This window comes from Candidatus Nitrotoga sp. M5, from assembly GCF_927904885.1.
Lineage (GTDB): Bacteria > Pseudomonadota > Gammaproteobacteria > Burkholderiales > Gallionellaceae > Nitrotoga.
Map to the genome: position 1 here is coordinate 41,810 of NZ_CAKMNW010000019.1, position 11,495 is coordinate 53,304.

The 11,495-nt window shown below is 46.3% G+C and carries 11 protein-coding genes; 7 read left to right on the forward strand and 4 right to left on the reverse strand.

Going from position 1 to position 11,495, the window contains the following annotated elements; translation table 11 throughout:
* Positions 1–93: 93 nt before the first annotated feature.
* Positions 94–498, forward strand: coding sequence for a peptide-methionine (R)-S-oxide reductase MsrB (msrB, locus tag MJ770_RS05700; protein WP_239250642.1), 405 nt, complete (start codon positions 94–96; stop codon positions 496–498).
* 26 nt (positions 499–524) lie between these two features.
* On the forward strand, positions 525–1,031 hold the full coding sequence (msrA, locus tag MJ770_RS05705; RefSeq protein ID WP_239250643.1) for a peptide-methionine (S)-S-oxide reductase MsrA: 507 nt from the start codon (positions 525–527) through the stop codon (positions 1,029–1,031).
* Between the two features lie 415 nt (positions 1,032–1,446).
* Here msrA and MJ770_RS05710 read toward each other — a convergent pair whose 3' ends face one another.
* Positions 1,447–1,836 (reverse strand): hypothetical protein, encoded by a 390-nt coding sequence (locus MJ770_RS05710; protein ID WP_239250644.1) that lies wholly within the window; start codon positions 1,834–1,836, stop codon positions 1,447–1,449.
* A 388-nt stretch (positions 1,837–2,224) separates the two neighbouring features.
* Here MJ770_RS05710 and zwf point away from each other — a divergent pair, with 388 nt between their 5' ends.
* The 4 genes from zwf (at position 2,225) to MJ770_RS05730 (ending at position 8,366) form a co-directional block, all read left to right on the forward strand.
* On the forward strand, positions 2,225–3,721 hold the full coding sequence (gene zwf, locus MJ770_RS05715; protein ID WP_320412217.1) for a glucose-6-phosphate dehydrogenase: 1,497 nt from the start codon (positions 2,225–2,227) through the stop codon (positions 3,719–3,721).
* Positions 3,722–3,994: 273 nt separating this feature from the next.
* Complete coding sequence (gene tal, locus MJ770_RS05720; protein WP_239250645.1) at positions 3,995–5,080, forward strand: transaldolase; 1,086 nt, start codon at positions 3,995–3,997, stop codon at positions 5,078–5,080.
* Positions 5,081–5,209: 129 nt separating this feature from the next.
* On the forward strand, positions 5,210–7,306 hold the full coding sequence (tkt, locus tag MJ770_RS05725) for a transketolase (RefSeq protein WP_239250646.1): 2,097 nt from the start codon (positions 5,210–5,212) through the stop codon (positions 7,304–7,306).
* Between the two features lie 406 nt (positions 7,307–7,712).
* On the forward strand, positions 7,713–8,366 hold the full coding sequence (locus tag MJ770_RS05730) for a hypothetical protein (RefSeq protein ID WP_239250647.1): 654 nt from the start codon (positions 7,713–7,715) through the stop codon (positions 8,364–8,366).
* Between the two features lie 52 nt (positions 8,367–8,418).
* Here the strand turns inward: MJ770_RS05730 and MJ770_RS05735 are convergent, their stop codons facing one another.
* Together MJ770_RS05735 and MJ770_RS05740 are read right to left on the reverse strand one after the other, a co-directional pair.
* Positions 8,419–8,847 (reverse strand): DUF2784 domain-containing protein, encoded by a 429-nt coding sequence (locus MJ770_RS05735; RefSeq protein ID WP_239250648.1) that lies wholly within the window; start codon positions 8,845–8,847, stop codon positions 8,419–8,421.
* Positions 8,848–8,916: 69 nt separating this feature from the next.
* Positions 8,917–9,180: a TfoX/Sxy family protein gene (locus MJ770_RS05740; RefSeq protein ID WP_239250649.1), complete on the reverse strand. Its 264-nt coding sequence runs from the start codon at positions 9,178–9,180 to the stop codon at positions 8,917–8,919.
* A gap of 552 nt (positions 9,181–9,732) precedes the next feature.
* Between MJ770_RS05740 and MJ770_RS05745 the strand changes: the two genes are divergently transcribed.
* The gene (locus MJ770_RS05745) at positions 9,733–10,971 is read left to right on the forward strand and encodes a hypothetical protein (protein ID WP_239250650.1); all 1,239 of its coding nucleotides are present in this window, start codon (positions 9,733–9,735) and stop codon (positions 10,969–10,971) included.
* 302 nt (positions 10,972–11,273) lie between these two features.
* Here MJ770_RS05745 and MJ770_RS05750 read toward each other — a convergent pair whose 3' ends face one another.
* Entirely contained in the window at positions 11,274–11,423 is a 150-nt protein-coding gene (locus tag MJ770_RS05750) for a hypothetical protein (RefSeq protein WP_239250651.1), read from the reverse strand.
* Between the last annotated feature and the right edge of the window lie 72 nt (positions 11,424–11,495).

Sequence of the window (11,495 nt, forward strand, 5' to 3'; positions counted from 1 at the left end):
AGCAGCTTCAAAAAAAGGCAAACAAAAGCTTATGCGGCAAGTGCTTAACAGCTTTGCTATACTTTAATTTTCATTAGCATAAGATAAATCAATATGAAAACAGACGAACAGCTAAAAAAAGACAATCCTGAGCTGTACAGAGTTGCTCGACAAGGAGGTACAGAGCCATCCGGCTCCAGCGACTTATTGCATGCAGACAAAGAAGGTGTGTTTCGCTGTGCTGTATGCAATGCAGCACTTTTTAGTGGAGACACTAAATTTGAGTCAGGCACAGGATGGCCGTCATTCACTGATCCGATCAGTAAAGATGCAGTGAAACTTATCAGCGATAACAGCCACGGTATGCGCCGCACTGAAGTACAGTGTGCAAGCTGCAATGCACACCTTGGACATGTTTTTCCGGACGGGCCAGACCGTAACAAAGATGGCGAGCGAGATTTGGGTCGACACGATCGCTACTGCATCAACGGTATTTGTCTTGACCACAAAGCCACATAGCGGTAGCTCACTAACGGTACATAACTATGCCTACACACAAAAAAGCAGTTCTAGCGGGAGGTTGTTTTTGGGGATTAGAAGACCTTATTCGAAAGCAGCCAGGAGTTGTCGATACTGAAGTCGGCTACACTGGCGGCCAGAATAAAAACCCGACCTATCATAACCATTCCGATCATGCCGAGGCGGTTGAAATCACGTACGATCCAACTCAAACAAACTACAAGAAATTGCTCGATTTCTTCTTTCAGATTCACAATCCAACGACGGTTAACCAACAAGGTAACGACCGCGGCCCTTCGTATCGATCAGCTATTTTTTTTGCTAATGATGAAGAAAAAGCGATCGCTAAAGAAATGATTGGCATTGTTGATAAATCTAAACGTTGGTCTAATCCTGTGGTTACTACTCTTGAACCACTCGAACTTTTCTGGATAGCTGAAGACTATCATCAAGACTATTTGGTTAATAATCCAGGTGGCTATACATGTCATGCGGTGTACTTCGATAGCTATTTAACCGCTGAAGAGACATAGGAAAAAAAAGCTCGGTTATTACCCGCTAGAGAGGAGGACTTGCAGTAACACATATTGCAATGCGCAAAGTTGCCCTTTCCGTTTATTACTGCGATAGATAACGAGCAAAGGCTGGTTGAGTAGATATAGGGGCGCATCTAAAAATTTAATTTTCTATGCAAGACAAGGCGCGAGTCAAAATTCAAGCTAAGAGTAACGCAATATTTTGACGAGACGGGGTAAGCAGGCGAGCCGCAAAGCGGCAGCTCGCAAAATTGGATTTTAGAGCTGCCCATAAGCGAAGACGAGCCATCCTGCAATTTCTGGCTCTGAGATGAAGTCAGTTCGTCAAATCAAATCGAATTCGACCAAAATTTATTTGATTAGAGAGGACTTTCAATAAAAACAAAATATTGTAAATAAATGTAGAGGATATTTACTTGACGCGGATACGCTCCCAGCCTCGAGCGTACATACATTGTTTGGCTAATTTGTTTCTGTTGTGTTTATTTACATCTTTGGTTGAAGTAACACCTGAGGCTCGCCGACCAGTCTTTGTGGTGCAGTTAGTTTGACTGTCGTCGTGGGTGTTTCCTGCGCTTTCGTAAGTCGTCTTGCTGCCGGAGCAGCTTGTGGTTGATGGACCAGAAGATGGTTGTTGTTGAACAATTTGTGTCGGATAAATCATGGCCGCCTCAGCTTGGCACTCGTAGTTATCTTGGTTTAACTCAAGTTGAGTACTGCCTGGTCTTTGCCACTGATGCTGAGCACACCCAGTAAAAAATTGACATAACGCAATACCAAAAACTAAATACGAGATTTTCATTTAACTATATCCTCCAGATGAGTATGGTGCATTGGCCTAACGACTTCAGTTGTATAGCAATATGACTCACGCTTCGCGCAGTATCATAATTTTTAAAATATTGTACAACTAGAGGAGTTAAGTCCTTTAAATATTCAATGACAATAGAAAGGCAGTATGATCCAGCGCGTAACAGCAGGCGTCACTCGTCAGGGCTGGGAATAGAACGCCCTCTGTAGCGTCCAGACAGTATCGAAGATGCCGATACTAAAGCCCAATTAAAATCGTTTGCCTGATACCACACTCATCATATAAATTACATTGAGCGAATGAGCTAATTTAACGTAAAAACTTATATAAATAAAGCAATACAATCAGCACTGTGTGCTTTTTTTTTACGCTGGAACTAATGGCAAATGCCAACAGGCTTGCTTCACTTTCTCAACAACAACGCAATTTGATCGACATGGCAAAAAGAAAAGAAAAAATTGAGGTGACTGAGAAAAAGAACATCCCGAATCCATCTGATGCGTTGGTTTTATTCGGTATGACAGGTGATCTCGTTTACAAAAAAATATTTCCGGCTCTCTATGCAATGGCGAAGCTTGGTGTCCTGAATACACCAGTGGTCGGCGTCGCATCCTCGAAATTGAGTCTGGCACAAATCCGAAAACGGGCAGCAGAGAGTATAAAAAAATCTGGCAAAATAGATGATAAGCAAGCTCTTAGCCATCTTCTCTCTCTGCTCAACTACGTAGTGGGTGACTATAACGATCCGGCCACGTACAAAGCTATCAAGTCGGCGCTGGGGTCCGCCAAACGTCCAACCCATTACCTGGCCATTCCACCCTCGCTATTCGCGGTAGTCATAAAAGGACTCGGTACAGCTGGCCTGGCTGAGAATGCACGCGTCATTGTGGAAAAGCCGTTCGGCCGTGATCTGGAATCTGCGAATAAGCTTAGCGCAATTGCAACATCAGTCTTTCCAGAAGATTCAATATTTCTGATCGACCACTACCTTGGAAAAGAGGCGATCATGAATATCCTTTATTTTCGCTTCGCCAATTCTTTCCTGGAACCAATCTGGAATCGCAACAATGTGGCTAGTGTGCAGATAACGCTAGCCGAAGACTTTGGCGTGGAGGGTCGTGGTGAATTTTACGAAAGTGCTGGATGTCTGCGCGATGTCATTCAGAATCACCTGTTTCAAGTCGTTGCACTGCTTGCAATGGAGCCCCCGGCCTACCAAGGTTTTGAAGCCGTACACATTGAGAAAGCAAAAGTCTTTAAAGCCATGCGCCCTCTAAAGCCCGACGACTTGGTGCGCGGCCAGTATGTTGGTTACCGAAAGGAGCCACGTGTGGCGAAGGACTCAGACGTTGAAACTTTCTGTTCTCTGCGGTTGTTCATTGATTCGTGGCGTTGGGCGGGTGTACCGTGGTACCTGCGATCCGGCAAATTTTTGGCTGCAACGGCGGCAGAAGTGCTGGTCCAGCTAAAACCACCGCCACAACAATTGTTCAACGATTCAGCCCCGACAAATGATCGAGCCAACTATCTGCGCTTTCGGCTCTCTCCTGGTTTCGCAATAGGCCTTGCTGCTCGCGTTAAAAGCGCAGGCAAGGGATTCGTCGGTAATCAGCACGAACTTGATTTGCATTGTAAAAGTCAGAAAGAAGAAACACCCTATTCGCGGCTCCTGACAGATGCCATGGCCGGCGACGGCACGTTGTTTACCCGCGAGGACGCGATTGAGTCCGCTTGGGCGGTGGTAGAGCCAGTTCTTAAAGAACATCACTCCGTACTCCCCTACCAATTAGGCAGCTGGGGTCCGAAACAGTCTGATGAACTGATCGCAGCAGACGGAGGTTGGTTAAATCCCATGCCAGGGCAGGCAGAAAACTGATCTCTGTGGACGAGTTAATTTGATTTTTGGGCTTGGCCTCACTGCCTCATCACGACAGCATCAGAGCTGATATTGAGGATGAGCTTGGCGATCAAAGCCAAGGGCAGTATGGAACTGCTTTGTAAGTTCTCGGCACAAAGCTTACTTTCGACTCCAAGCAAGTCTTTTGCGCGCCAACTGACATAAACGGTGCAATACATTGGCGATCTGACACTTTATATTGCCTCGCATTGCTCGGTGCGATCAATACAATCATACATCACAGGAGAAACCATGAAGCCTACACAACAGCTACATAATCTTGGTCAGCGACTTTGGCTCGACAACATCACTCGCGATCTTCTGACCAGCGGCACATTACGTCGCTATATTGACGAATTATCTGTAACGGGACTCACTTCTAACCCCACGATTTTTGATAAAGCCATAAATAAAGGCGCATTCTATGATGAGTCAATCCGGAAAAAAACACTAGCGGGTAAAACAGACGAGGCACTGTTTTTTGAGCTGGCCCTGGAAGATTTAACCCAGGCGGCCGATCTTTTTCGTCCGATTCACGATGCCACTGGCGGGGTTGATGGATGGGTATCGCTGGAAGTTTCTCCTTTGCTGGCCGGAGACACGACCGGCACCGTCAATGCAGCGATACAGCTCCATGCGCAAGCAAATCGTCCCAATCTTTTCATCAAGATTCCAGGCACTCGTGCAGGAATCCCAGCGATTGAAAAGGCCATTTTTGCGGGCGTACCAATCAATGTCACGTTGCTGTTCTCACGTGAGCAATACATCGCAGCAGCTGAAGCATATATGCGCGGTATAGAAAGACGCATCGCCAACGGCCTTGATCCTGTCGTTAATTCCGTAGCCTCACTTTTTGTCAGCCGCTGGGATGTCGCTATCAAAGAAAAAATTCAGCCTGGATTAAACAATCGACTAGGTATTGCAATTGCCATGCGCACCTACAAAGCCTATCGCGACTTGCTCGCATCACCGCGTTGGCAGAAGCTGGCCCATTCCGGAGCCCGACCGCAACGTCTGCTCTGGGCCAGCACCGGCACCAAAGACCCTGCTGCATCTGACATCCTTTACGTCGAAGCCCTAGCAGCACCGGACACCATCAATACCATACCCGAGAAGACGCTACTGGCTTTTGCCGAATATGGCACAGTGAATGACGCCCTGCCGGTTGATGGCGGCTATGCCGAAAGCGTACTCGACGAATTCACGGAAGAAGGTATTAACGACGAAACACTAGCCGCCGACCTTCAGCGCGAAGGCATCGAAGCTTTCTCCAATTCTTGGGGCGACCTGATGGCTTGCATCAAATCAAAAAGTGATATGTTGACAAAAGGTAGTTAAGCCTTCTGCACATTGCCCTGCGCGGATCATGTAACGAAGGCCTCGAGAGTTACCTGTCACTTACTATCCTGTGACAATTATGCTCATTGCAATTGAACGCTGTAAAAGTCGTTGAATATGGAGTAAGCCATGATCAAACAAACTCAACTCGACCAGCTTTGCATCAACACCATTCGTACACTTTCCATCGATTCCGTGCAAAAGGCACGATCAGGCCATCCGGGTACGCCGATGGGTGCAGCCCCAACAGCTTACTGTCTGTGGCAGCGTTTTCTGCGATACGACCCAGAAGATGCCGAGTGGCCAAACCGAGACCGCTTCGTTCTTTCCGCCGGCCACGCCTCGGCATTGCTCTACAGCCTGCTGTATTTATCCGGAGTCAAGGCAATCAGTCCGAGTTACGAACGGACAGATCGGCTTGCTGTGACACTCGATGACCTAAAAAATTTTCGCCAGGCCGAGAGCCGCTGCACCGGACACCCCGAGTACGGATGGACCTCCGGCGTGGAAACCACTACTGGTCCGCTCGGACAGGGCGTTGCGGTTAGCGTCGGCATGGCGATTGCCGAACGTTGGCTTGCTGCTACTTATAACCGTCCCACTTTCGAACTGTTCGAACATAACGTCTATGCGCTATGCAGCGACGGCGACATGATGGAAGGAATCAGCAGTGAAGCGGCGTCGCTGGCAGGACACCTTAAATTGGCCAACCTGTGCTGGATCTACGACGACAATAACATCTCGATCGAAGGATCGACCGACATAACCTTTACCGAAGATGTGGCAGCCCGATTTGCGGCTTACGGTTGGCTTACTCTGCACGTCAGTGATGCGAACGACCTGACATTACTCACTCATGCCTATGAAACCTTCCTTGCCACTCATGACCGCCCCACGCTAATTATTGTGCAATCTCACATCGGCTATGGGGCGCCGCACAAGCAGGATCGGCGAGAAGCTCACGGCGAGGCGCTAGGAACCGAAGAAGTAAGACTGGCGAAAGAATTTTATGGCTGGGACCCTGACTCACAATTTTATGTGCCTAAGGGTGTTTTGGCACATTTCAAGGCACAGCTTGGCAGTCGCGGAGCAACCACCCATGCCGCCTGGGAGCAGTTGTTTGCGACTTACCGCATGCAATATCCCGATCTGGCAAGACAGATCGACTGCATGCAATTGCGTGGCCTGCCTGAAAACTGGGATAGCGTGCTATCCACGTTTCCGGCTGACCCAAAAGGTATCGCAACGCGTGAATCATCGGGCAAGGTGTTAAATGCGATTGCCGGAAAAATCCCGTGGTTGCTTGGCGGCGCAGCAGATCTTGCACCTTCGACAAAAACAGAATTAAAAGACGAATTCTTTGGCAGTTTTCTAGCGCCCAGCCAAGATGACCATGAAGGGGGTAATTACAGCGGACGCAACTTTCATTTTGGCGTGCGAGAGCATGCGATGTGCGCCATTGCCAGTGGCATGAGCTTGTCAAAACTGCGCCCCTACGCTGCCAGTTTTTTCATTTTTACGGACTATTGCCGTGCGGCAATTCGGCTGAGCGCAATGATGCAAATTCCTGTCATTTATATCTGGACCCATGATTCGATTAGCTTGGGGGAAGATGGGCCGACGCACCAGCCAATTGAGCATCTTGCTTCTTTGCGCGCAATGCCCGGCATGATTGTATTACGGCCGGCGGATGCCAATGAAGTCGTCGAAGCGTGGCGTGTCATTATGCAACTCAAGGATAGTCCGGTTTGCCTCGTGCTGACTCGTCAAGCAATCGTCACTCTGGATCGCACCACTTATGCACTTGCGGATGGTTTAAAACGCGGTGCTTATGTGCTGGCTGATGCTCCAGACCACAAGCCCGACGTACTGCTGCTGGCTACCGGTAGCGAAGTCTCACTCTGTGTTTCTGCTTATGAGCAACTGAAATCTGAAGGGGTTAAAGCACGCGTAATCAGTATGCCGTCATGGGAGTTGTTCGAAAACCAAAATCGGGAATACCGCGACAGTGTGCTACCGCCCGCGATTACTGCGCGCGTTGCAGTCGAGGAGGCATCCACTTTTGGCTGGGAACGCTATACCGGCTTCGATGGAATCATCCTTGGTCTGCGCACATTCGGGCTGTCTGCACCGACCAAGATCGTCGAGCAGCACTTCGGCTTTGAGCCTGCTCAAGTTGTTGCGGCTGCAAAGGCTCAAATTACGCGTAACGCTTTGAAAAAGTAAGCATGGATCTCTTTGAGATAACCCTTAGTGGAATTTTTCCAGTACAGCAGAGACTAAATAAACAACCCAAACTTGTTACTGCCTATTTCAGCTATTGTTTTAGTTATGCTTAAGTCCCTTAACTTAGTTGCATTCGGATCAAACTCTCATAGCACTTGGTTAAGGCAATCATGTTTTTACTTATGGTATAAAAATTTGTAAACATAATTTAGCTGGTTAAATAAGTGATGAAATAGATCATTAAGGTGATCGATGAAATGTTGGGCTTCATTTCATTCAGTCCAATCTGCCGCGCTTTAACCCAATGAAAAGTGGAGTGTGATATAAACCTAAAAAATTATATCTCTAATCACTGTTGAGCATAGCAACTGAAACAATGATCAAATTATTTATGGAGTTATCAATCATGCAGAAAATAGCTTTGCTTGGCTCAATAGCATCAATATGTAGTTTCGTTGTAGCTTGTTCCCCCTTAAACGGAGAACCAGCTAATCAGACTATCAATTCGGGTGCGGGTAACGTTTCCGGCAACATTGTTGGCGACCCCAATAGCGGTATTCAGAATATTGATTCAAGCAATATAGATTCCATTGGTAGGAACATACAAAAAAATACTAATGAAATAATTCAAAGGCTTCCAGAAGATAAGAAAGAAGTGGCAATGGAAGTGTCGAATATTGCCGTACAGCTAATTGAAGCATCTGCAACACAGGATAATAAAGAAATTAAAAACAATATTATTAGCAAGCTTTCCAATATCGCCTTAATCCCATACAGGGTTAGTTCATCGCCATTTATTCCAGCAACTAACAAAACCCAATTGCTTTGTGAAAACGAATTTAATCTTATCTATCATGGAAAATATACTGCAAATAGAAATGATGCCATAGATTATATGGTAAACAATGTTGCGGCTCACCAGGATATTTTTCCTGGAGTAACTCGCTCATACCATAAAAAGACAATGACTTTAGATATTCTATATCTTGAATACGATAAAGAAAAAAAAGGACCAATATTGCATTACGAATGCCGAAAAAAAAGTGAAGGCGAAGTCTAACGAGACAGATTAGATTTTGATGGCGAAGCGAGCTGCAATTTAATCTGACTCCTTAGGTTTTTTCACCATTATTCACCCTGGCAAATGGAAAAGGGCGAACCCAAAACCAGCTCAGAAGAACCAACAAGCCAAATGTGGTGTAGCAAACTATAAAGACCCAAGCTGGCGCTTCAAAGTACAAAAGCTCCCCTAGCCAATGTGAGATAAAAGAACCTGTATACACAACATCACCAGCCTTTGAGCGGAATTCCATTTCCCATATTGTCAGCGGACAGATCAAACCTAGCCATGATTGAAGAACAACAACCACAATACCGGTCAGGTGGATCATTCGAAACCAAGGGTTTCTTACCCATGACCATGAAAGAAATCTGCCAGCCAAAATTAGCAAAAGACCGATAGTGACGAAAGCCACGAATAGAATATGGGTAAATAAAAGTGCATCTGCTGCTGCAAGGTAAATAGTTTTCGATGACACCATTACACCTGACGTCAAAGCTCGGCAGCGGCAATAAAGCGTAGCGGAATTGCCGTCTGGTGCAGCGCCTTGTTAGCCGATTTGTGCCTTAAGCTGCTGTTTTCTATGTTCACCGATTTCATCCCAATGTTTGTCAGTCAAAGCCCCTTCAAATGAATATAGATAGTAACAAACCGGCAATGTTTCATCAGGATGCCTCTCCTTGATCATGCGATGTGCGCCAACAGCGCCCACTCGCCTTAAATCGTCTGCGGAAAATATCCCTACTTCATTCAATCGATCGGCAATTTTCTTACCGATGTTTTTGAGATTTGTGACGTTTTTATTCCTCGACATAATCATCCTGATATTCTTCTGCTGGCTCAAAGGATTGAACGAAGATCCTTAACTGTAAATACGGGAGTTGAGCTTTTTCGTTCGCTTATGTGTAACCCCTCTTTTGTCAGCTAACGTCTCAATCAGCTGCGCGTTATTGAGTCGGCCAGATTGATTTTTTATAAACCCATTTCATTTTTTAAAAATACCCATTTTGATCATAAACACCAAAACCTAGACGAGCAGAAAAAAAGGGGCAGTACTGAGTGGCACTAATTTAGTGCCTTGCTAGCAAGGTTAGACTATTGTTGAACCCGCGCCAATAATGACTTAAGTTATATTGAAATTTATTTAGTGATATTCGGGGCAGTTTTCTTTAAATAATTGTTGCGACAAACCTGCTGAGAATAGCGCGGCAGAAATTGGCTTGACTGAGCTTCATCTGTAGTAAAAAATGTGCCTTTGCCGTAATTTAGCCATTTTCTAGACTGAACTCGCTTGCATAATAATGCTCACGACCTACGACGTGTTGTGGCCATAAATTGGCAGGGTAGTACATTGGAACTATTGAATATGTCGATAATATTTCAGTACAGAGCTTTATTGGTCGCCAGGGTGGTATGGGCCATCATTTTCACAGTGATCTTGTCGAGTGCGGTCAGGGCAGACGACACTGGGGAGTTTGAGGATGAGTATTGGGTGCTTCCAAATTTCATGGTAGGCGACAATACGACGTTGACCACTGAGCAGAGCGATCAATTTGAATTGATAACAGCGCAGATACTTCGCCGGCTTGAGGAAAAAGAATTTAAGGTGAAACGGTGTGTGCGTATTGTAGGTCACGCTTCTACCTGGAAAGATACCCCCGAAGATAAATATTGTCCGCGGTCAGTGGCCCGCGGTAAAGCAGCAGCAGAACATTTACAGAAATTCCTCAGTGCGCCTGAAGGGTATTTTTCCGGGAAAAAAATCAGAAGCAAAATAGTAAGCGAGGACACAGTTGGATTAGGAGAGACCGGAATCTGCGATGGAGCAGCCCAAACTGCTGTTTGCAACCCACTCGACGGTACCGATGTGACTATAGTTTATGGCGGGCGAGCCAATCACGAGCCGCTTTTTAATAACATGCCGACCAGTATATCAAAGGAAGCCCAAGCCAACCGCGCGAATAACAGGCGCGTTGAAATCACCCTACCTGTTGTTCCAATTAGTTGGTGTGAACGCCATAAGCCTTTAGGTAAACGATTGAGCCGGATCACGCTCAAGGGGGAATCTAGAGAACAAATTAGAAAACTAGAAGGCATTCGACGGACTTTAAGGTCTCATTATTTGTGCGATGAAGACTCGTTAGAGCGCGTAAAGCTGTTTAACTTTAACGACGAAGAGTTCAATGAATTTGAAGGTAAGCCGATTATTCGATTTTTCTCCCAAGATTTGTATGAGGCCTTTGAAAATCATGAGATCGCGGTCGCGCTCGACGACAAAGGAAAAGTTATTCCTCTTGGCAATACAGACCCGAAAATCGCTAAGATGGTCATACGCAAATGTAAAAACATCCGGGGAAAGCGCTTGGAATCCTGTCTTAAATGGATCAAAAGTCGAATAGACGGTCATTTGCAGATTCTTGAAAATGAAATTAGCGATTTCAACTTGGAAAGCAGTGGTACGCCTTGGCTACGGCGGAAAACGCTTGAGTGCAAGATCGCGAGAAGGATCTTGAAACAAGAGCATAAGGGAATGCGGACACCCTATGCCGGGTATAAAGCGGAATTGAAAAAGTTGCGTGGGTGGTGCTTCAAAGCCGACGATTAAAATTCCGTGTTGCCTGAGAAGTAGGGACCGTGCAAGTCTCAAGTTCTTCGCATGGGTGTTAGGAAATGAAGATTGAAAGGCTTCAGTGCCGAATGCCACTAAGTTAATGGAGCTTAGCATAGCTAAAGCAACAACTTAAGCCAGTATTGGCGCGGATTTACCAAGAGTCAAACCTTGCTAAAAGGGCTTAACTTAGTGGCATTCGGTACTGCCCCTCATGTCACTCGGTTAAGGGCTCGCTGAGTAGAAATGAAGTCTCTCGCAACTTGCCGGGGCACTGTTAGCCACGGCAGCTTCTTGGGTCATCGTTTTTTTTCGCGTGGCTCAATCCGGTCAGGTCTAAATGGTAACCGCATTGTCGCGATACAGGCAGTTACGGTTGCAATCAGTGTGCGAGTGGCCAGAACAGTAGCACTGACTTGCAGCAGCTGTCGACGTTTGAACTTAAGCATGATTGTATCCCTCGTTGCGGAAGTGCCGCGAATCTCGCGATTGGATCGAGCATCGTGAACGACTCGGGGCAG

Coding starts and splice junctions, on each gene's coding strand:
- msrB (WP_239250642.1), top strand. CDS start 94: ATGAAAACAGACGAACAGCTAAAAAAAGACAATCCTGAGCTGTACAGA.
- msrA (WP_239250643.1), top strand. CDS start 525: ATGCCTACACACAAAAAAGCAGTTCTAGCGGGAGGTTGTTTTTGGGGA.
- MJ770_RS05710 (WP_239250644.1), bottom strand. CDS start 1,836: ATGAAAATCTCGTATTTAGTTTTTGGTATTGCGTTATGTCAATTTTTT.
- zwf (WP_320412217.1), top strand. CDS start 2,225: ATGGCAAATGCCAACAGGCTTGCTTCACTTTCTCAACAACAACGCAAT.
- tal (WP_239250645.1), top strand. CDS start 3,995: ATGAAGCCTACACAACAGCTACATAATCTTGGTCAGCGACTTTGGCTC.
- tkt (WP_239250646.1), top strand. CDS start 5,210: ATGATCAAACAAACTCAACTCGACCAGCTTTGCATCAACACCATTCGT.
- MJ770_RS05730 (WP_239250647.1), top strand. CDS start 7,713: ATGCAGAAAATAGCTTTGCTTGGCTCAATAGCATCAATATGTAGTTTC.
- MJ770_RS05735 (WP_239250648.1), bottom strand. CDS start 8,847: ATGGTGTCATCGAAAACTATTTACCTTGCAGCAGCAGATGCACTTTTA.
- MJ770_RS05740 (WP_239250649.1), bottom strand. CDS start 9,180: ATGTCGAGGAATAAAAACGTCACAAATCTCAAAAACATCGGTAAGAAA.
- MJ770_RS05745 (WP_239250650.1), top strand. CDS start 9,733: ATGTCGATAATATTTCAGTACAGAGCTTTATTGGTCGCCAGGGTGGTA.
- MJ770_RS05750 (WP_239250651.1), bottom strand. CDS start 11,423: ATGCTTAAGTTCAAACGTCGACAGCTGCTGCAAGTCAGTGCTACTGTT.